Below are 21520 nucleotides of genomic sequence, written 5' to 3'. Positions count from 1 at the left end.
GGGCGACTAGACTGACCGCAGCAGTTGGGGGAGACAACAATTGAGCGATTCGGTGTTGAGTGGACGTGCCGACATGCTGGCGCGAGCCAAGGCGATGGAAGCCAGTGAGCCAGAATTTGCCGCGTTTCTGACCAAGGTGGTCGATGCCGCCGACGCGGACGATCTGATCGGGTTTGACCCGGCACGCATGGAACGCATCCTGAAAAGCTCGTTGGCGCATCTGGGATCAGAGGTGCTGGAGGCCAGCCAGACCTTTATCGAGAGCGATGACAATGGCGGACTGATCATCGATGTGGTCTCGCCCGACACCCCTTTTATCGTCGACAGCGTACTTGGCGCGGTGCGCGCGGCTGGCGGCACGGTGCGGATGTTCGCCCATCCGGTGTTCGAGCGGCCCGGCGGCAAGATCAGTATGCTGCATATCCATACTGACCCGGTCATCGATGTGGTCGCCTTGCGTCTCGAGATCGAAACCGCCATGGCAGAGGTCGCCAAGGCCGTTGCCGATTGGCAGCCTATGCTCGCCCGCATCAATGGCGCGGCGACGGCGCTACAACAATCGAGCACCAACATAGCGGCGGCACAGCGCGACGAAGCGGTCTATTTTCTTGGCTGGCTGACCGAGCATAATTTTACCTTCCTGGGAACGCGGGAATACCGGCTGGTCGAGGGCATGCAACTCGAGCCGATCGCCGATAGCGGGCTGGGCATATTGGCCGACCCCAACACGAAATTCCTGCGCTCAGGCCCTGACTATGTCGAAATGACACCACAACATGTGGCGTTCCTCAAATCACGTGATCCCCTGCTCGTGACCAAGGCCAACGTCCGGGCCCGCGTGCATCGGCGCGCCCATATGGATTATGTGGGCATCAAGCTTTACGACGATAATGGACAGGTTAGCGGCGAACTGCGGGTCTTGGGGCTTTATACCTCCAGAGCGCTGGCGATGCCGCATAGTGAAGTGCCGCTCATCCGCCAGAAAATCACTGCCGTGATGCACAAGTCTGGGCTGGAGCCAACCAGTCACGCCGGTCGCGCCTTGCTGAGTGCGCTCGATACCTATCCGCGTGACGAACTGTTTCAGATCGAAACCGATGCCCTGTCCGAATATGCCCATGCCATCGCCGGACTATACGACCGGCCACGCGTTCGCGTGTTGCCGCGTATCGACCAGTTTGACAATTTCGTTTCGATCCTGATTTTCCTGCCACGCGATCGCTATGACAGCGATGTACGCGTTCGGGTCAATGACTATCTCGCCGAGCGCTATGATGGCCGGATTTCAGCCTACTATCCGCATTTCCCAGAAGGCGACCTGGTGCGACTGCACCTGATCATCGGGCGCAATGGCGGGCCAACGCCGCGCCCGGATAGGGTGCAGTTGGAAGCCAGGGTTGAGGAATTGACCCGCAGCTTTGGCGACATGCTGATCGCCGCGTCCAGCGACCCCGCTGGCATCGTCGCCTATCGCGATGCGTTCTCGGCTGCCTATCAGTCGCGCAACAATCCCCAGGACGGGCTGCACGATATCGCCGTTCTGCAAGGGCTCGGCGATGACTCCCAGATTGCAATCAAACTGCGCCATCGCGAGGGGGGCGAAGGCGATTTGGGGCTAAAATTCTATCACAGCGGCAGCGCCATACCGCTGAGCGACCGCGTGCCCATGCTCGAATTTTTCGGCTTCCGGGTGATCGACGAACGCACCTACACCGTGACGCCAACCGACGGGGTGGATCGCTATATCCACGACATGGTGCTGGCGGCGGCGGACGGCCATCCCATCGACATTGCAACGGCTGCCGATCCAATTGAGGCCGGTTTGCTGGCGGTCTGGGACGGGTTGGCGGAAAGTGACGGGTTTAACGGGTTGGTCCTCAAGGCTGGACTGGCCTGGGACGACGTGGCGCTCCTTCGGGCGTTGGCGCGCTATTTGCGCCAACTCAACATTTCCTACGGCCACCGCTATCTGGCCCAGGTGATGGTCACACAGGCGAGTGCATCCGTGGCATTGGTCAAGCTGTTTCACGCGCTGCACAATCCAGATGCAGTGGATCGCGAGGCCAGTGCGAGGGCGGCACGCGACACGTTGGTCACGACGCTGGAAGCGGTTACATCGCTGGACGAAGACCGCATCGTGCGACGCTTTATCAATCTGATCGACGCATCGGTACGCACCAACGCCTATCAACGCGACGATGCCCGCGGTCGCAAGCCGGCGCTGGCGATCAAATTTGACTGTGCAAAGGTTGACGGCATGGCCGCCCCGCGCCCCTACCGCGAGATCTTTGTCTATTCGCCGCGCGTGGAAGGCGTGCATTTGCGTTTCGGCGCCATTGCGCGCGGCGGCATTCGCTGGTCGGACCGACCAGAGGATTTCCGCACCGAGGTTTTGGGCCTGGTCAAGGCCCAGCAGGTCAAGAACGCCGTTATCGTGCCGGTTGGGGCCAAGGGTGGATTCTTCCCCAAGCGCTCCACCGCCGGTCTCGCCCGCGAAGCGGTGTTGGCGGAGGGCGTTGCCAGCTACACCATCTTTATCGGCTCGTTGCTCGACGTAACCGACAATCTGGTCGGCGACAGCGTCGCGCCACCTGACAATGTGCGTCGGATGGATGGGGACGATCCTTATTTGGTGGTTGCTGCCGACAAGGGCACCGCCAGTTTTTCCGACACCGCCAACAATATCGCCATCGGGCGTAATTACTGGCTGGGCGATGCCTTCGCCTCTGGCGGTTCGGCCGGTTATGACCATAAGGAAATGGGCATTACCGCGCGCGGCGGGTGGGAAGCGGTCAAACGCCATTTCCGCGAGATGGATCGCGATATTCAAACCAGCCCCTTCACTGTTGTCGGCGTCGGCGACATGTCGGGCGATGTTTTTGGCAATGGCATGCTGTTGTCGCGCGAGATCAGGTTGGTGGCGGCCTTTGACCACCGCGATATCTTTATCGACCCCACCCCCGATGCAGCCAAAAGCTTTGCCGAGCGGCAACGCCTGTTTGAACTGCCGCGCTCGAGCTGGAAAGACTATGATCTCAAACTGATCTCGCCGGGCGGCGGGGTATATTCGCGGTCGCTCAAGGCGATCCCCGTGAGCGCCGAAATGCAGAAACTGCTCGGCATAGCCGCCAGCGCGGCAACGCCACAGGAGATCATGTCGGCGATTTTGGCGGCGCCGGTTGATCTGTTGTGGTTTGGCGGGATTGGCACCTATATCCGCTCCAGCCAGGAAACCAACGCCGATGCTGGTGATCGTGCCAATGATGCCATCCGTATTCCGGCGACGCAGATCCGCGCCAAGGTAATTGGCGAGGGCGCAAATCTGGGCATTACCCAACGTGGCCGGATAGAATATGCACTGGCCGGCGGGGCGATCAATACAGATGCCATCGATAATTCGGCAGGCGTCAATTCGAGCGACCTTGAAGTCAATATCAAGATTGCAGTCGCGCCCCTGCTGGTCGATGGCAGCTTTACCCAGGAGCAGCGCAATAGCTTCCTGGCCGAAATGACCCCGGAAGTGGCGGCGCTCTGTCTGCGCAACAATTATTTGCAATCGCTGGCCCTGTCATTGGCGGAGCGTTCGGGCCTATCGGAGTTGCCTGACCACCGCGAATTCATCGCCCGTCTGGAACAGCGCGGCCTGTTGGACCGGCAGGTTGAGTTCCTGCCCGGCGAGATCGCCATTACGGAGCGAGCCTGTCAGGGGACAGGCGCTCAGCCGCCCCGAGTTGGCGGTGCTGCTGGCCTATGCCAAGCTGACGCTTTATGCGGATCTGCTGGAGTCTCCCCTGCCCGACAATCCTTATCTGGGCGATGAGCCTGTTCCGGTATTTTCCCGAAACCCTGCATCAGCGCTTTCCTGAGCATGTCAAGGCGCACCGGTTGAAGCGCGAGGTCATCGCGACGGTTCTGGCCAATGCCATCATCAATCGGGGTGGTCCGGCGTTTGTCACCGAACTGATGGCAGCAACCAGCACCGGGGTTGGTGATATCGCCATTGCCTATGTTGCAACCCGCGACATTTACGGGTTGGGCGAACTCAATGGACTGGTTGATGCGCTGGACAGCAAAGTGTCGGGCGCAGCGCAACTCGAACTCTATGAAAAGCTGCGTTCGCTGCTACAGCAGGAGGTATTGTGGTTCCTGCGCAACAGCGATCTGAGCCTGCCCCTGCCCGAGATCATTGCCCGCCATGCTTCGGGCGTTGCCACCTTGCGCGACTTGATGCCGGAACTGATTTCTCCCAGCGTGACCGACGCGATCGAAACGGCTGTGGCGAAGGCCGAGGCGCAAGGCGTTCCCGCCTCCACGGCGCGTCGGATCGCCGAGTTGCCGGTGCTGTCCTACGCCAGCGATGTGGTACTGATCAGCGAGCGGGGCGGCGTTTCGGTCGGTGAGGCGGCCCACGCCTTTTTCGGTGTCTTCTCAATCTTTGAACTTTGGTCCATCCTCGATCAGGGACGTTCAATCAAGCTGGATGACCGCTTTGATCGCATGGCACTTGACCGGGCACTGGCCAATCTGATGCGGGCGCAGCGCGACCTGACCATTGATGTGCTGGCAGCGGGCAAGGGCAGCATGGCCGACCGGCTGTCGCTCTGGCGACAGTCGCGCGCGGTGGGTATCGAGCGCGCTGCGGCGGCTGTTGCCGAGTTGCGGCAGGGACAATTGAGCGTATCGCGCCTGTCTGTTGCCGCCGGTCTGTTGGGCGATCTGGCGCGACAGAGCCTGAGCTTCATAGTAGTCCTGTCGCGCTTGCCAATTGCGGGGCAATCGCGACAGGTCCAAACACATTGTTCAAGCGACGAGGAGCCGTTTCATGTCCGCCGCCACCACCTTACAAAACTGGCTCCAATCGCAGGCCCCGACGACCGAACTGGCCGGCGTCGTTTTGACTATTGCCGCAGCCTGCGCCGAAATCGCCAAAATATTGCGCACCGCGCCGATGGACGGGCTCGCCGGGGCGACAGACCACACCAACGTGCAGGGCGAGACTCAAAAGCAGGCTCGATGTCATCTCAAACGATATATTCATCAAGCACATACGCCAGAATGCTGCCATTTCGATTCTGATTTCGGAGGAGTTGGATGAAGCACTTCACATGCAGAATCAAGGCGACTTTGCCATCGCAACCGATCCGCTGGACGGGTCTTCAAACCTGGACGTAAATGTCACTGTAGGCTCGATATTTTCAGTTCTGGCAACCGATCCGAACGCGCCCGACCTGTTGCAGCCCGGCACCAAGCAACTCGCGGCTGGCTATGCCGCCTATGGTCCCTCGACCGGCCTGTTGTTGACATTTGGCAGAACGACTGCGGCCTTCACCCTGTCCAATGACGGGGTGTTCATGCTGGACCGCGCCGAGGTCAAGGTGCCGCCCCGGTCGGTCGAGTATGCCATCAATAGTGCGCGCCAGCGTTTTTGGGACGAACCGACAAAGGCCTATGTCGAACAGAATGTGGCGGGCGAAGATGGCGAACTCGGCGAGCGTTACAATATGCGCTGGGTGGGCTCGATGGTCGCCGACATTCACCGCATTCTGATGCGCGGGGGCATTTTTCTCTATCCGCTCGACAGCGAAACCAGCGCCAAAGGTGGTCGCTTGCGGCTGCTATACGAGGCCAATCCCATGAGCATGTTGCTCGAAGCAGCAGGCGGCGCGGCCTCGACCGGCCATGGCCGCATTCTGGATGTGATACCAACCGATATTCACCAGCGTGTACCGGTGATCATGGGGTCGTCAGAGGAAGTTGCCCGCCTCGACGCGCTTTATGCCAAGACGAGATGTACCGGTTGATATGACCGCAAGTGACATACGGGCCGTAAATTGCATCGTTGCGACTGCCTCGCTAAACATATGCCGAACACCAGAAAATCGGGATCGCCCCCGATTTGGGAGCCTATTGATGACTGAATATGCCAAATTGCTGCCAACCACCAATGCCGCATCGTGGACGGGTCGCCCGTTTCATCGGCAGTGGCTCATGCGCCAGGCCAATGATCTGTTCGACTTTTTCCAGGAAGCCTCGATTGATCCGGCGGGCGGGTTTTACGAACTTGATGATGCTGGCAAGGCGCTCAATGCCGACAATAATATCTGCCAGATTCATACCGCCACCCGCATGGTGCACTGCTTTGCCATCGGCGCCCTGATCGGTCGCCCCGGCTCTGGCGAAATTGTTGATCATGGCATGCGCTATATCTGGGATCGTCTGCGGGACGGGCGTCATGGCGGCTATTTCTGGTCCAGCGATCGCAATGGACCGGTCGATACCGTCAAGCAGGCCTATGGCCATGCCTTTGTCCTTTTGGCCGCGTCCAGCGCCAAGCTGGCCGGCCACAAGCTGGCAGACAAAATGCTGGCAGACGTCACCGAGGTGATCAATGCGAAGTTCTGGGACGACAAGCGAGGCGCAGTGCGCGAAGAGTTCAATGCGGACTGGGCCCCTGTTGCCGAGTATAATGGCCAGAACTCCAACATGCACATGACCGAGGCCCTGATGGCGGCCTATCAGGCCACCGGGGACAAAAGTTATCTGGACAAGGCCGAGCGGATCGCCGATTTGATCATCGGCAAACATGCCGCCTCACTCGACTATCGCGTTGCCGAACATTTTGATGGCGACTGGGCAGTCGACAAGACCTATCTCGGCAATGAAATGTTCCGCCCAGCGGGCACGACTCCGGGGCACTGGCTCGAATGGTCGCGCCTGTTGTTGCAATTGTGGACACTTGGCCATAAGCGGCTGAGCTGGATGACGGACGCGTCGCGCCAATTGTTCCGCCGCTCGATTGAACTGGGCTGGGACGACAAGCATGGCGGTTTTTTCTATACGCTCGATTGGGACAACAAGCCGGTGATGACGGAAAAGCTCTGGTGGCCGCTGAGCGAGGCCATCGGCGCGGCGGCCTATCTCAGCGATCATGATCGCGACCAGTACTTTCAACTCTGGTATCGCAAATTGTGGGATTTTGCCGCCAATCATATGATCGACCACAAACAGGGCGGCTGGCGTTCGGAACTGACAACGGATTTGCGTCACAGCGCCCGCTTGTTTACCGGCAAGCCCGATATTTATCATGCGCTTCAGGCATGTCTTATCCCGCTCTATCCGACTACCGGGAGCTTGGCGAACGCCATTATCGAGGCCGACCATACCAGTCACTACTGAACCCGTTCGATCATGGTTTGTAAACGGCGACGGCTGATACGTCATAGCGATGGGCGGCGACACTGTTGCAAGTGCGACAGACCGCGCGTAAACGTCCGGCATATCGCAACAACAGGCTGGCCATGTCACATCAGCAGAGCTTTCCGGCGCAGTTGCCGCGCCTGACCGTTGAGCGCGCCGTTATGGCGGCACTCGAAGAGGATTTGGGACTGGCCGGTGATTTGACCAGTCAGGCCACGCTATCGCCCAAGGATCGGGCCGTAGCGCGTTTGGGTGCGCGTGAAGCCGGTGTCATTGCCGGGCTGGATATGGCGGCGGCGGCATTTCGGCTGATCGGCGAGGGCGTGGTGTTCGACGCGCAAGTGGGCGATGGTGATATTGTGGCCGCTGGTGCGCTGGTCGCCCGAATCGAGGGGCCGGCGCGTCTGGTCATGTCAGCGGAACGCGTGGGGTTGAACTTTCTCAATCATTTGAGTGGCATTGCCACCCTCACACGGCGCTATGCCGATGCGGTGGCGGGCACCTCGGCGCAAATTTGCGACACGCGCAAGACGACGCCCGGCTTGCGGGCTTTCGAAAAATATGCGGTGCGGTGCGGCGGCGGTGCCAACCACCGCTATGGCCTGGATGATGCGATACTGATCAAGGACAATCATATCGCGGTGGCGGGCAGCGTAACGGCGGCTTATCAGGCAGCCGCCGCCTATGCCGGTCATCTGGTGGCGATTGAAATCGAGGTTGCAAGCCTTGACGAGGCTTAATGAAGCGCTGGACGCCGGTGCCCGGATCGTGCTGCTCGACAATATGGACAATGAACAATTGGCTGAGGCTGTCGCGATAAACAGGGGCCGTGCGCGTCTTGAAGCATCGGGTGGGGTCAAGCTGGACCGGGTTCGGTCAATTGCCGAAACCGGTGTTGATTTCATTTCCACCAGCCAGATAACGATGGCGGCGGTGCCGCTTGATCTTGGCCTCGATGTCGAGATCTCCCGCCAATGAACCAATCCCTGATCGATCTGATGGTCGAGGCGTCCATCGCGGCGGCCAAGGTGATCAATGACATCTATGGACGCCCCATTGCCGCCCGACAAAAATCTGATGGCTCGCCAGTCACCGAGGCTGACGCGGCGGCTGAAGCGATCATTCTCAAAATGCTCGATATCACCGGCCTGCCCGTTCTGGCCGAGGAAAGTGTGGCGGCGGGGCGCATCCCGGCGCTGGGCGAGCGTTACTTCGTCGTTGATCCTCTCGATGGCACCAAGGAATTCATCAAACGCAATGGCGAGTTTACCGTCAATATAGCGCTGATCGAACATGGTCGCCCGACAATTGGCGTGGTGCTGGCGCCGGTAACGGGCATTGCCTATGTCGGCAGTTCGGCGGGTGCCTTTACTGGTGATACTGCACGCGGCACCATCGCAAACAGGCGTCCAATAATGGTCAAGCCCGATGGCCCGGTCCGCATCGTTGCCAGTCGCTCGCACGGCCACGCGGCTCTGACCCATTTGTGCACCAGTCTCAAAGTGGTTGAGGATGTCTCGGTTGGCTCCTCGCTGAAATTCTGCCTTCTGGCGGCTGGTGAGGCCCAGCTTTATCCGCGATTTACCCCGACCTGCGAGTGGGACACCGCTGCAGGCCAAGCCGTACTCGAGGCTGCCGGTGGCGTGGTTTTGACGCTCGATGGCCACCCCTTGCATTATGGCAAGCGCAGCAGCGATTTTCTCAACCCGTTTTTCGTCGCGGCTGCCAGCGCCGGACTGGCCAAACAGGCGGCGCGCGAGATGGTGCACTTGGTCGCCTGAGCCGGGCCGGAATCTACACCCGATATTAACGCATTGAGATCATAGGTCGCGCCCGCGCCCTTGCGCCGTTCCGCACGAGCATATATAGACCCGATATATGTCCAACCACCATATCAACTTCTAGGGACGTCAATATGAACGTCAGAACGCTATGCCTGTCGATCCTTTATGACGGCGACGCCACGGGCTATGAGATTCGGCGCCTGTCGGTAGAGGGCGAATGTGCCTACTTTGTGGAGGCCAGTTTCGGCTCGATCTATCCGGCCTTGGCCAGGCTTGACGAAGAGGGGATGGTGACCAGCCGGGTAGAGCCACAGGAGGGCAAGCCCTCGCGCAAGGTCTATTCGATCACCGATGCGGGGCGCGCCGAGTTTGTTCAGGCTCTTCAAGCCCCTCTCGAAGAAGACGTCTATCGCAGTCCGTTCCTGCTATTTGCCCGTTTCGCCCATCTGCTACCGGCGGAACTGGTTGAGGCGCGGCTGACCGATCACATGAACCGACATATCGCCGACCAGAAGAAATTTGACGAGATGCTTGCAGAGCGAAGGCTCCTCTGCGGCAGACGCATGGGTCATCAATTACGGGCGTGCCATAATGGCGGTTGCGGAAGAACATTTGCGCACCCATATGCACGAACTCGTCAGTTTGGCGCGCACCGACGCTGCCGACCGCGACGCAGCAGAATAAAGGGGCACTTTGATGCGAGCATATATTTCATACGGCGTAGCCGGGTTGATCATTGTTGGCGTGGCCGTATGGCTGTCGACCGGCACACTGGTTATTGGCGGCAATGGCCCGGGCAAGGGTGAAAAGCCACTCATTGCCGTTATCGAGGGTCAGAATGACGGCCCGATTGCCAAGTCACTTGATGGCGCAGGCCTGTTGGCCGAAGCGCCGCACAGCGATGAGGCAACTGATCCGGCCCTGACCATCGCCGAACGCGTTGCCAGCACCAGCACAGGCGAAAGCGTGCCGCTACAATCGGTGCGTACCGTGACCTATATGGTCAAGCCGATGGCGCTTCAGGTGCCTTTGCGCGGCCGCACCCAGGCCAAGTCAACAGTGACGGCGGTGGCGCAGACAGCGGCGATTGTTGACACGGTTCACGTGACCAAGGGGCAAAGGGTTGCCGTTGGGGACAAGCTTTGCACGCTCGATCAAGGCACACGGGTTGCGGCTGTAGAACAGGCAAAAGCCGGGCTGGAACAGGCCAAGGCCTCCCAGGTGCAAGCCCAGGCTCGATTTCGACACCAATGCGGAGTTGCGCAAAAAGGGGCTGGCTGCTTCCAATAGCGGTCGCGGTCCAGAGGTGGCGCTATCAGCGGCCAAAGCCGGCGTCAGTTCGGCGCAGGCCGGTCTTGATAATGCCCAGGCCGAGCTTGATCGCACCGAAATCGTCGCCAAGGTTGGCGGCATCGTGCAGGAGCCAGTGGCGACCGCAGGGTCCATGCTGGCGATGGGTGCGCCGTGCGCCAGCATCGTGCAGGCTCGATCCGATGGTCTTTGTCGGTCAGGTGCCCGAGGCGCGTATCGGATTGGCCAAGACCGGACTTGAGGCCAAGATCACCACGGTGACCGATCAGAGTGTCGAGGGCAAGGTAACCTACATTTCCTCGACGGCAGATTCGGCGACGCGGTCATTTCCGGTCGAGATCGAATTTCCAAATCCCAATGGGGCGATCCGAGACGGCATCACCGCTACCGCCACTGTCGATATGGGCAGCGCTCCAGCACATTTGTTGCCCCAGTCGGTCCTGACACTCAATGATGATGGCGTGCTCGGGGTTCGGGCGGTTGAACAGGACAAGGTCAAGTTCTATCCCGTCCAGATCGCCAGCGATACGCGCGAAGGCGTGTGGGTTCTGGGCTTGCCTGCCAAGGTCGATGTCATCGTCATTGGTCAGGAATATGTCACTGACGGCCAATCAGTTGCCGCTACCAACGTTCCCGAGAGTGCCGCACTATGATGAACATACTCGACCGCGTCCTGCGCATGCCACGAGTCGTGCTGACGGTGATGGCGCTGCTGCTGCTTGCCGGCTTCGGCGCCTACACGGCGCTGCCCAAGGAAAGCTTTCCGGCCATCGATATTCCCTATTTTTACATTTCGGTCTCCCAGACCGGCGTGTCGCCGCGTGATGCCGAGCAGCTTTTGGCCAAGCCCATCGAAGACCGTATCAAGGATCTTGACGGGCTGGAAAACTATACAACGACCTCCACGACCGGGCATGCCTCGGTATTTCTGGAGTTCAACGTCAATACCGACAAGGACCAGGCGCTGTCGGACATTCGCGCCAAGATGGATGGCGCCAGCGCCGACCTGCCGGACGACGCCAAGGCCCCAACGGTCAACGAAATTTCCTTCACCGACACCCCATCCATTTCGGTGGCGGTCTATGGCAATGTGCCTGAACGTGAACTGGTGCAGCGCGCCAAGGATCTTCAGACCGAGCTGGAAGGGATCAACGACGTTCAAAGCGTGACCATTTCGGGATCGCGCGATGAAATGCTCGAGGTGACCATCGATCTCAACCGTCTTGAGGCCTATGGACTGACAGCATCACAATTGTTCGACGCACTGGCCAAGAACAATATGGTTGTCCCGGGCGGCACGCTCGATACCGGCCAGGGCTCGTTCAATGTCGAGGTGCCAGGCCTGATCAAGAGTGCACAGGACGTCTATTCGCTGCCCCTCAAGACCAGCGGCGACACCGTCGTGACCTTTGGCGATGTTGCCACCATCACGCGCACATTCGAGGACGCAACGCAGTATTCACACGTCAATGGCCAGCCAGCCATTACCTTGGGCGTGATCAAGAAATTGGGCACCAATGTCATCGATGTTTCCGATACGGTGCGCAAGACGACCACCGATTTTACCTCGGCCTGGCCAACTGGCATTCAGCACAGTTTCCTGATCGATCAGGCAGACACAACCAAAAATCTGTTCCGCTCGCTTGAAGCGGCTGTTTTGACAGCTGTTGCGCTGGTGATGATCACCTGCGTTGCCACCCTTGGTGTGCGCCCTGCCCTGATGATCGGCATGTCGATCCCGATTTCGTTCATGATCGCGTTTCTGGTGGTGCAGATGCTCGGCATGACCATCAATATGATGATCATGTTCGGCCTGGTGCTGGCGGTTGGCGTGCTGGTGGACGACCCGATTGTGGTGGTCGAATATGCGGAGCGAAAACTTCAGGAAGGCGTGCCCAAGCGGGAAGCCTTCATCATGGCCGCCAAGAAAATGTTCGTGCCAGTGGTTTCGGCGACGTTCACGACGCTTGGTGCGTTCATACCGCTACTATTCTGGCCCGGTATCATCGGCAAGTTCATGAGTTATTTGCCGATCATCGTAATCGTGGTCATGATTGCCTCGCTGGTTTCAGCATTGATTTTCATGCCCATTATCGGCGCGATCATCGCCTCCACTCATGTTGATGAAAAGGCCCGCGAGGCCGCTGACATCGTCATGTATGCCGACAAGTTCGACCCCAAGAAGGTCAAGGGACTGACCGGCATCTATGTGCGCACTATGGCGCATCTGATGCATCAGCCGCTGCTGACGCTGGGTGTGGGCTTCACCATCGTGGGGTTGATGTTTTTCGCCTATATTTCAAACCCGACCGGCACCGAGGCGTTTCCCGCCTCCGAGCCCGAGTTCGGTACGGTGAATGTGATCGCCCGCGGCAATTATTCGCCGGTCGAAATCCGCGACATGCTGGTGGAAGTCGAAAACCAGTTGCTGCAGGTCCAGGGCATCCAGGACGTGATCATGACATTTGGCGGCCAGGGCGGCTTTGGTGGCAGCGCGCCGCCCGACACAATTGGTTCGTTCAATCTGCAACTGGTCAACTACACCGAACGGGTCAAGGCAGAGGAAATCTTTACCGAAATCCGCAAGCGGGTCGCGCCGATTTCCGGACTTGACGTGCAGATCGCTGCGCAGGAAAACGGCCCCCCGGCCGGCAAGGCGATCAATCTGCGGGTTGAAGGCAATGTCTATGACGACCTTGCCCCAGCTGTTGCCAAGCTGCGCGACTATGTCGAAAATGACGTTGAGGGTACAATCGACGTCGAAGATGGTCGCCCCTCCCCCGGCATCGACTGGCAGATCACCATTGATCGGGTGGAAGCTGCCAAATACGGCATCGGCGTGCGCGAGGCTCAGCCCCTATGTGCAGTTGGTCACCTCCGGCGTCAAATTGGGGAGTTATCGTCCTGAAGATGGCGGCGACGAGCTTGATATTCGAGTTCGGCTACCTGAGGATGAGCGCACCTTCAATGCACTCGATTCACTGCGCGTCGTTACCGCCCAAGGGCTTGTGCCGGTTTCGAACTTCATTCACCGCAAGGCCGTACCGAAGGTTGCCAATATCCAGCGGCGCAATGGCGTCTATGCAATGACTGTTGCCGCCAATCTGGAACCGGGCCTCGCCAGTGACGAAAAGATCAAGCAGATCAAGGCATGGCAGGACACCCAGACATGGCCTGAAAGCGTCAAAATCGTTTATGGCGGTGCTGCCGAGCAGGTTGATGACACGAACGCGTTCATTGTGCAGGCGTTCGGGGCGGCGATGTTCCTGATCTTCTTTGTGCTGCTGCTGGAGTACAATAGCTTTTATCAGGTGCTGGTCACGTTATCGACGGTGATCATGTCGCTGGCGGGCGTGCTTACGGGCATGCTGGTGACCGGCATGAGCTTTTCGGCGATCATGACCGGGCTGGGCATTGTTGCTCTGGCGGGGATCGTGGTGAAGAACGGCATCGTTTTGATCGATACCTATAACCACTATCATCGCGACGAGGATGTCGAGCCAGTCAAGGCCATGCTGATCACGGCCGCCCAGCGCGTGCGTCCGGTGTTGCTCACCGCAACAGTGACCGGTCTTGGGGTCATCCCGATGGCCATGAATGTCGAATTTGACTTCATTCGTCGCGAGATCGTTGTTGGCGGCATTGCCGGATCGTGGTTCATCCATTTGTCGGCGGCGCTGGTGTCGGGCCTGTTCATTTCGACGGCTTTGACCCTGATCATGGTGCCGGTGATGGTGGTGGCGCCAAACGTCTTGTGGGGCCAGATCAAGTGGGTCTGGGCTCGGATGGCCGGGTTTGGCCAGTTGATCGCCAGCCCGTTCCGTCGTCGCCAGACCGCGGCGCCCGCCGGGTTCGATGGCATGGCGTTGGAGGTGCCGGGCGATACCGATAGCGCACAGCGCTACATCGTGTCCAAGGACATCACTGCACCAAAGGATGTCGGGCTCGTTGAAAACGAGAAGAACGGCGTTACGGTCGTCAGTCGCCCCGAAGCGGCCGAATAGACCGAACAGACCAAATTCAGGTCACTGAAGGCCCGCAGCGATGCGGGCCTTTTGCTTTTTAGCCAAGTAGAAAATTCGGACGGCGGCCCGTTTGGCCCGACCGGCATGGAGAATCACGTGAGTTTAGCTGACCGCATGAGCGGCATCGTTCTAACGGGGCATGGTGGACCTGAAGCGTTGGCGCCGCCCGTCGCCGAAACCTATCCCCTTGCGCGACATCGGGATCGCCCAGAAGAGTGTCGGTGAAAAATCCCCTACCGGCGAGATTGTTCTGCAGGTGGACTGACCCCCAACCCGCTAGTGGCAGAACTTATCCCCTGCCCGCCAAAACACCGCCATACTAATTGGGTCGCCCCCTCTTGCGTGGTCATGACGAGTGATGAGGGGGCGAGGCTGGTGGATCGGGGGTCGCTCCGGTTCGGGCCAAGCCGCAACGGGTTGGCTGTCTCGGGGTAGGCAGCTGTCTTAAAATGCCGCGACGGGGACTGTTTTCTTCGTCAAGACTGGCTCGGCTCACGGTTCGCTTGATGCGGCCAGTGGGCCAAAACGGGGGCCAAGCGGTGACGGGCAGTCCTTTATTGTCCCGGACCCTTGCGGAATAGGTCAAAAACTCCGGTCACCTCGGGCGTGGCAAGCCTCGTTTCTCTAGCTAGTTTCTGGGGCTTGTCTCGCCCGAGGTTCGCTATATTTTCAACGTCGGCGCGCGTCGGCGCGCCTATGCATGCCATGTAGCCGTCGGTCCTACTCCGCCGCAGGCATGCCGCGCTTGACGAAGCCGTCCGGATCGTTGGCGGTGCGCAGCAACTGCTCCTCGGCCTCCGTGGCCTCGCGCTGACGGTTCCACATCTGGGCGTATAGCCCGTCCTTGGCCAGCAACTCGTCGTGGCGCCCGCGTTCGGCGATGTGGCCGTCGCGCAGTACCAAAATCTCGTCGGCCTTGATGACCGTCGACAGCCGGTGCGCAATGACCACAGTGGTGCGATTGGCCGAAACGGCGTCGAGCGCCGACTGAATGTCGCGTTCGGTCTTGGTGTCGAGCGCCGAGGTGGCTTCATCGAGGATCAGAATGGAGGGACCCTTGAGAATGGTGCGGGCAATGGCGACGCGTTGCTTTTCGCCACCAGACAGCTTCAGTCCACGTTCGCCGACCGGGGTGTCATAACCCTTGGGCAGGCTCTCGATGAATTCACCTACCTGCGCCATTTTGGCGGCATCATGGATTTCCTCCTGGCTGGCGCCGGGCCGACCATATTCGACATTATAGCCAATGGAATCGTTGAACAGCACGGTGTCCTGCGGCACCATGCCGATGGTGGCCCGCAGCGAATTCTGCGTCACGTCGCGCAAATCCTGCCCATCGATGGTGATGGAGCCCTCGGTGACATCATAAAACCGATAGAGCAACCGCGAGATCGTCGATTTTCCAGCCCCGGTCGGGCCAACAATGGCGACGGTTTTGCCAGCGGGCACTTCAAAGCTCACGCCCTTGAGAATTTCGCGGTCGGGATCATAGTGGAACTTGACGTCATTGAAGCGAATAACCGGCCCGCTGACTTCCAGGGGCTTGGCGGTAGGCTTGTCCTCGATCTCGGGGCTCTGATCGAGTAGTTTGAACATTTCCTCGATGTCGGTCAGCCCCTGGCGCAATTCACGATAAACGAAACCGATGAAATTGAGTGGCCGGTAGATGCTGCATCAGGAAGGTATTGAGCAGCACGAAGTCGCCCAATGTCAGTGTCTTGTTCATGACGCCGGTGACGGCCAGCACGCCAATGACGACAAAGCCACCATAAAAAATTACCGCCTGGCCGAAATTGAGAAATCCCAGCGATGTCCAGATGCGGATGGCAGAACGCTCATAGCCGGACATGGCATGATCGAAGCGCTTGGCTTCCATGTTCTCATTGGCAAAATATTTGACGGTCTCGAAGTTCAACAGGCTGTCGATGGCCTTGGAATTGGCATCGGTGTCGCTTTCATTCATGTCGCGCCGGATGCCGATGCGCCAGTTGGAAGCCTTGATGGTGAAATAGAGATAGCCCCAGATCATCAGGATCAGCACGCCCAGATAGGTAATGCCGAACATGGTGACGAAAATAACCGCCACGATGCAGAACTCGACAATGGTGGGCGCAATGTTGAGCATGGTGAAACGTACGATGGTCTCAATGCCCTTGGTGCCGCGTTCGATGACCCGGCTCAGCCCGCCGGTCCGGCGCGCCAGATGGAAGCGCAGTGACAGCCGGTGCATGTGATTGAAAGTGCGGAATGCCAGCTTGCGCACGGCATTCTGGCCGACGCTGGCAAACAGCACGTCGCGCAACTGCTGGAAACCAGCGTCAACAATGTTACCCACCCCATAGGCAATCACTAATATAATCGGTACCGCCAGCCCCAGCACCAGGGCACTGTCAGGCGCGGCAACGTCAAGACTGTCGATAATGCCCTTGTAGGCAAAAGGAATAAGCGTGGTGGCAACTTTTGAAACCAGTAGGGCGCCAATGGCCAGAACCACACGCAAGCGCAGGTCCGGCCTGCCCTCGGGCCACATATAGGACCAGAGGTTTTTGACCGTAGAAAGCACAGAGCCTTCGTCCGCGCTCACTGTCGGCTTTTTAGTCCCGTCGATTTTACCTGTCATCAGACTGGGTCCATTTCCAGTTCTTTGATCGGCCCACCGGCCAATCCGGCCAGCAAGCCGGTATAGGCAGCACCCAGATCAGCGAGCCGGTCGTGCCGAATGGTATAGCAGTTGCGGGTGCCGCGAGACTTGCGCTCGATCAGACCCGCGTCGAATAGCACCTTGATGTGCTGGGATACTGTGGACTGCGCCAGGGGCAGCGACACGGTAACATCGGAGCAACAACACGGAGATTGCTGCTGAGTTGCAAGAATGCGCAAAATATTGAGGCGCACGGGGTGCCCCAAGGCTCGCATGGCGGTTGCAATGTCGTCGTCACGCATGGCTATCTTCTTTTATCGGTACATTACGATAAAAGAAGGTGAGGCAACCTGCAAGCCCTATCAGCCCCACCGCTTGGCGGGGCTGATAATCGGCTATTGCGCTTGTGTCTTGGGCAATTCAAACACTTGACCCGGATAAATCATATTCGGGTCACGGATCTGATCGGTATTGGCGTCATAGATGGTGGTGTATTTGATCCCGGCGCCATAGACGCGGCGGGCGATGGTCCAGAGATTGTCTCCGCGCCGAATGATCGCCTTGCCCGACGCGAAACGAAGGTTTTCGGGATCACCGACGGCAGTCCCAATCAGGGTTGGCACCTCAGGTTCGGCGATGGTTGTTGATGATGCTTCTGGCGCAGCAGTCGCCGTCGCCATGGACTCAGAAACCGTGGCCGGTTTGGATGCCGTTGCGGTCTCCACCGGCTCGGGCGGAGTCGTGGCCGGTACGGATGCGGATGCGCTGCTATTGTCCGCATCACTGGCTGCGGGTACTACCGGTTCCGGTGTCGTCGCCGCTATCGTGGCTTGTGGCTTGGCCTGTTGGGGTGCTGTCGCCGCAACCTCTGGCGTTGGCGCGGTGGCGGGTTCGCTCACTGGGGCGGTTGTCGGCGGGGCCATGCTATTTTCGGCTTGTGCCGGCACCTCTGCCGTTACGGTGGGCGTTACCGGCGCTGCTTCAGGTGCAACCGCCGGCTGTGGCGCTGTCGCTGGTGTCTCGACCGCTGGGGGCGTTGGCGTCGCCAATTCAGGCGCTGGTGTGGCGCTTGGCGCAGGCTGCTGCGTCGGTTCCACCGCTACAGGTGCCTGGTTGTCTTGCGTTGTGGGCGCGTCTGGTGCTGGCTGATCAGCTGACGCGATGGCAACGGGCGGCTCGACTGCTGCGGGCAATTGAACCTCGAAATTGACCTCGGCGCGGGCGGTGACGTCGGCAGAGCCAGATTTCAGTACGTCAATGCGAATGCGCTGGCTCGGCTTGGTCAGCACCTTGCCCGCCTCAACAAGCCAGCGGCCATCAGCAACGGTGGCGTCGGCGATATACTGATCATCAACATAGAGCCGGACCGTGGCGCCATCGGGGCCACCACCGGCAATAAAGGATTTGTCACCGTCGATTTCGATCGCGTCAATCGTGGGTTGGACATCAGCGACCGCTTTGGGCGTTGTCGAAACCGGAGGTGCTTCCGGCGCTGTTGACGTGGTCGCAACGGCGGCTGGTGCGGCTGGCGCTGCTGGCTGATCGAGCGATGGTGCCGCCGCCGGTGCCGTCGCTGATTCAACCTGCGGAGTGGGCTGGGGTACGGCCGGAGCAGGTGCTTCGGCAGGTGCCGTGAGGGTCGGTTGAGCTGACGTCTCGGGTGCCGGTGCGGTCTCGGGTTCTGCAGTTGCGACCTGGATCTGCGTATCGGCAGGTGTCGTATCCCCCCGGTCGGCGCCGTGGTATTATCGCCTGATGGTGGGTTTTGCTCACTATTGGTGGCAGGATTGTCAGCATTGGGCACGGATGGCGTCGGTGTGGCTGCCTCGACTGCAGGAGCAACTGACTCGACCGCCGATGCTGTTGCTGGCGCAGCGGTGGTGTCGGTAACGGTGTCGGTGGCGGCTGATGCCTCAGCCGTCGCACTCGGTGTCGGCGTTGCGGATTGGGCGGGTGCCGACGTTTCAGCGGTTACCGCTGGTTCAGTTGGCGTTGCCGTTTCTGGGGGTGGCGCAGTCTCTGTTGGCGTCGCAGTTTCAGCGGGTGGCGCCGTTTCAGCGGTTGTTGCGGGTTCAGCTTCCACGGCTGGTGCTGTATCTGCTGGCGTCGGAGCCGGTGCGGTCGCGGGGGCATCTGCCGCGGGTGGTTGCGTCGTCGCCGTTTCGGCGGTGGCGGTTTGGACGGGTGCTGGCCTCGTCAGGCCTTGCAGGATGTCGCTTGCCTCGCCCGGTGCACTTGCCACAACCAAAGGTTCGGTTTGCTTGTCAGGATTGATCACAACCACAAATGATTTGTCGGCAAGAGCGGTCTTGCCAGTCTCGCCCAGCGTGATTTCAACACCACCTGCCGGCAGTGGCGCGTCGGGAACCAAAACCCAGTCACCGCTGGATTCAACGGTGGTTTTACCCAACAGGTCGCCATTGGCAAAAACTTCGATTTCGGACTTTGGCGTTCCTGACCCGGCGATAACCACTGACCCATCTGGTTCAGCACGCAACAAGCCAAAGGTCGCGGCAATCAGATCATTTGGAACCTTGGGTTCTGCTGTCGGCGCCGGTTCGGCAGGATTTGCTGTCGCGACCTCTGCCGGTGACGAAGCGGTCGCCTCGCCCGCATCTGGCGGAGTCACGCTCTGGTCGGTGTCACCGATTGTCGTATCGGTTGGCGTGTCCGGTGCCGTTTGGTCCGGTAGCGCGGCGGTCTCGGTCACGGCGACCGGCACGCCGGGCATATGGGCGCGCAAACACAGCCCCATGCCGTCCGGACTGTTAAAGCAGTTCACAACTGTCGGGCCGGTCAGAACGCCAATGACAATGAGCAGGGTAACCGCAGCCGCACCGATGGTGAGCGCCAGGGGTTGTTTCGGTGCGGAATCGGCCAGTGTTGCCTCCCGGGCAAAATGGGGCGACGCGCCCGAGGTGGGTGCGCTGCCAGATTAAGTTTAAGCGGCTGTTGTTGACTGTGCCGCCGCAGTTTTCAACAGCTTATATGTAATGGATTCATACAGTGCCTCAAACGAAGCATCAATGATATTGGGCGAGACCCCGATTGTGTACCAGCGCTCGCCGCTGCCATCCCGACTTTCTACCAGCACACGAGTGACCGCGCCCGTGCCGCCGTTGAGGATCCGCACCTTAAAGTCGACCAGTTCCATGTCGCCAATTAGGTCCGAATACTTTCCAAGATCCTTGCGTAGCGCCAAATCCAAAGCATTGACCGGGCCATTGCCTTCGGCAACCGACATTAATACTTCGTCGTCGATACGGATCTTGACCACCGCTTCGGTCAATGCATCGAGCGCGCCAGCACCATCGACACGCTGTTCGACACTGGCACGGAAGCTGGTGACAGTAAAAAAATGTGGCAGCGTGCCAAGCACCCGGCGCGCCAGAAGCGCGAAAGAGGCGTCGGCACCGTCGTAAGAATAGCCACGTGATTCGCGATCCTTGACGTTGGCGAGGAGCGTATTCAGGCGTGGATCGTCCTTCTCAATAGCGATGCCGTGGCGCGCCAAGGCAGTCATCAGGTTGGATTTTCCGGCCTGCTGGCTCACCAGAATGGCGCGCTCATTGCCAACGCTCTCGGGCTGGACATGCTCATAGCTGGAAAAATCCTTGGCCAGCGCCGATGCGTGGATGCCCGCCTTGGTGACGAAAGCAGATGCACCGACATAGGGGCTTTGGCGCTCCGGTGCACGGTTCAAGCGGTCGTCAAAGGCGCGCGAAATCTGTGTCAGACTGGCAAGCTGTTCGGCGCTGATACCCAGCGTAAACCGCTCGGCAAACACTGGCTTGAGCGCCAGCGTGGGAATGAGGGTTATCAGATTGGCGTTGCCACACCGTTCGCCGATACCGTTGAGTGTGCCCTGAATCTGGCGCGCACCCGCCTCGACCGCCGCCAATGTGTTGGCGACCGCCTGTCCGGTGTCATCATGGGCATGGATGCCGATTTTATCGCCCGGCACCACGGCCACGACTTTACTGACGATGTCGTCGATTTCGGATGGCATAGTGCCGCCATTGGTGTCGCAAAGGACCACCCAGCGCGCGCCCGCTTCGATGGCACCCACCACACAGGCCAAGGCATAGTCGGGGTTGGCCTTGAACCCATCAAAGAAATGCTCGCAATCGATCATCGTTTCCTTGTTGGCGGCAACCGATGCCCTGACGGTATCAACCAGGTTGGCAAGATTTTCCTCGGGTGAGATTTCAAGCGCAGTTTGCACCTGTTGGTCCCACGCCTTGGCGACAAAGCAGGTGGCTTCCGCGCTGGAATTGAGTAGCCCCTGCACGCCGGGGTCATTGGCAGCAGAGCGCCCGGCTCGCTTGGTCATGCCAAAGGCAGTAAAGCGCGCGTTTTTGGTGCGTTTCTCGGTAAAAAATTCGGTGTCGATCGGATTGGCACCGGGATAACCGCCTTCAATATAGTCGACACCCAGGCGTTCAAGCAGCCCGACAATGGAAATCTTGTCTTCCAGCGAAAACTCGATCCCTGCCGTCTGTGCGCCGTCTCTGAGGGTGGTGTCGAAGATATAAAGGCGTTCTCTGGTCATGCCGATTTGC

Annotated in this window: 15 protein-coding genes and 3 pseudogenes; 14 read left to right on the top strand and 4 right to left on the bottom strand. The window is 59.4% G+C overall.

Going from position 1 to position 21520, the window contains the following annotated elements:
* Window positions 1–73: 73 nt before the first annotated feature.
* The 13 genes and pseudogenes from PSQ19_RS00935 to PSQ19_RS00870 all read left to right on the top strand — a co-directional run.
* Window positions 74–3514, top strand: a pseudogene (locus PSQ19_RS00935) (NAD-glutamate dehydrogenase); the annotation flags it as partial.
* Between the two features lie 254 nt (window positions 3515–3768).
* The gene (locus PSQ19_RS00925; protein ID WP_282219230.1) at window positions 3769–5076 is read left to right on the top strand and encodes an NAD-glutamate dehydrogenase domain-containing protein; all 1308 of its coding nucleotides are present in this window, start codon (window positions 3769–3771) and stop codon (window positions 5074–5076) included.
* The gene (locus tag PSQ19_RS00920; RefSeq protein ID WP_282220766.1) at window positions 5019–5801 is read left to right on the top strand and encodes a class 1 fructose-bisphosphatase; all 783 of its coding nucleotides are present in this window, start codon (window positions 5019–5021) and stop codon (window positions 5799–5801) included. Before PSQ19_RS00925 ends, PSQ19_RS00920 begins: the two co-directional genes overlap by 58 nt.
* Window positions 5802–5928: 127 nt before the next feature.
* Entirely contained in the window at window positions 5929–7176 is a 1248-nt protein-coding gene (locus PSQ19_RS00915; RefSeq protein WP_407649188.1) for an AGE family epimerase/isomerase, read from the top strand.
* Between the two features lie 122 nt (window positions 7177–7298).
* Window positions 7299–8175 (top strand): annotated as a pseudogene (nadC, locus tag PSQ19_RS00910) (carboxylating nicotinate-nucleotide diphosphorylase).
* A complete protein-coding gene (gene cysQ, locus PSQ19_RS00905; protein ID WP_282219228.1) occupies window positions 8172–8978 on the top strand; it encodes a 3'(2'),5'-bisphosphate nucleotidase CysQ in 807 nt (268 codons plus the stop codon). Before nadC ends, cysQ begins: the two are co-directional and overlap by 4 nt.
* Before the next feature lie 134 nt (window positions 8979–9112).
* On the top strand, window positions 9113–9787 hold the full coding sequence (locus tag PSQ19_RS00900) for a PadR family transcriptional regulator (protein ID WP_282219227.1): 675 nt from the start codon (window positions 9113–9115) through the stop codon (window positions 9785–9787).
* Window positions 9726–10271, top strand: a complete 546-nt coding sequence (locus tag PSQ19_RS00895; protein ID WP_282219226.1) for an efflux RND transporter periplasmic adaptor subunit — start codon at window positions 9726–9728, stop codon at window positions 10269–10271. The genes PSQ19_RS00900 and PSQ19_RS00895 overlap by 62 nt, the downstream gene beginning before the upstream one ends.
* Window positions 10240–10533, top strand: coding sequence for an HlyD family secretion protein (locus PSQ19_RS00890; protein WP_282220781.1), 294 nt, complete (start codon window positions 10240–10242; stop codon window positions 10531–10533). The genes PSQ19_RS00895 and PSQ19_RS00890 overlap by 32 nt, the downstream gene beginning before the upstream one ends.
* On the top strand, window positions 10475–10945 hold the full coding sequence (locus tag PSQ19_RS00885) for an efflux RND transporter periplasmic adaptor subunit (RefSeq protein ID WP_282219225.1): 471 nt from the start codon (window positions 10475–10477) through the stop codon (window positions 10943–10945). The genes PSQ19_RS00890 and PSQ19_RS00885 overlap by 59 nt, the downstream gene beginning before the upstream one ends.
* Window positions 10942–13200: an efflux RND transporter permease subunit gene (locus tag PSQ19_RS00880; RefSeq protein WP_282219224.1), complete on the top strand. Its 2259-nt coding sequence runs from the start codon at window positions 10942–10944 to the stop codon at window positions 13198–13200. The genes PSQ19_RS00885 and PSQ19_RS00880 overlap by 4 nt, the downstream gene beginning before the upstream one ends.
* Window positions 13181–14296, top strand: a complete 1116-nt coding sequence (locus tag PSQ19_RS00875) for an efflux RND transporter permease subunit (RefSeq protein ID WP_282219223.1) — start codon at window positions 13181–13183, stop codon at window positions 14294–14296. Before PSQ19_RS00880 ends, PSQ19_RS00875 begins: the two co-directional genes overlap by 20 nt.
* Window positions 14297–14413: 117 nt before the next feature.
* Window positions 14414–14542: a hypothetical protein gene (locus tag PSQ19_RS00870; RefSeq protein WP_282219222.1), complete on the top strand. Its 129-nt coding sequence runs from the start codon at window positions 14414–14416 to the stop codon at window positions 14540–14542.
* Window positions 14543–15037: 495 nt separating this feature from the next.
* Here PSQ19_RS00870 and PSQ19_RS00865 read toward each other — a convergent pair.
* From PSQ19_RS00865 to PSQ19_RS00855, 3 genes and pseudogenes are all read right to left on the bottom strand, one after another.
* Window positions 15038–16937 (bottom strand): annotated as a pseudogene (locus tag PSQ19_RS00865) (ABCB family ABC transporter ATP-binding protein/permease).
* The gene (locus PSQ19_RS00860; protein WP_282219221.1) at window positions 16937–17260 is read right to left on the bottom strand and encodes an ArsR/SmtB family transcription factor; all 324 of its coding nucleotides are present in this window, start codon (window positions 17258–17260) and stop codon (window positions 16937–16939) included. The pseudogene PSQ19_RS00865 and the gene PSQ19_RS00860 overlap by 1 nt, the downstream one beginning before the upstream one ends.
* A 93-nt stretch (window positions 17261–17353) precedes the next feature.
* Window positions 17354–18247: a LysM peptidoglycan-binding domain-containing protein gene (locus tag PSQ19_RS00855; protein WP_282219220.1), complete on the bottom strand. Its 894-nt coding sequence runs from the start codon at window positions 18245–18247 to the stop codon at window positions 17354–17356.
* 450 nt (window positions 18248–18697) lie between these two features.
* Between PSQ19_RS00855 and PSQ19_RS00850 the strand changes: the two genes are divergently transcribed.
* The gene (locus PSQ19_RS00850; RefSeq protein ID WP_282219219.1) at window positions 18698–19897 is read left to right on the top strand and encodes a hypothetical protein; all 1200 of its coding nucleotides are present in this window, start codon (window positions 18698–18700) and stop codon (window positions 19895–19897) included.
* A gap of 2 nt (window positions 19898–19899) precedes the next feature.
* Here the strand turns inward: PSQ19_RS00850 and cimA are convergent, their stop codons facing one another.
* Window positions 19900–21510 carry a citramalate synthase gene (cimA, locus tag PSQ19_RS00845; protein ID WP_282219218.1) on the bottom strand — a complete coding sequence of 537 codons (1611 nt, stop codon included), beginning with the start codon at window positions 21508–21510 and terminating at the stop codon, window positions 19900–19902.
* Window positions 21511–21520: the final 10 nt, after the last annotated feature.

Origin of the sequence: Devosia algicola, from assembly GCF_028816455.1 — a bacterium.
GTDB classification, from domain to species: domain Bacteria; phylum Pseudomonadota; class Alphaproteobacteria; order Rhizobiales; family Devosiaceae; genus Devosia; species Devosia algicola.
This window is presented reverse-complemented; position numbering and strand designations above follow the sequence as displayed.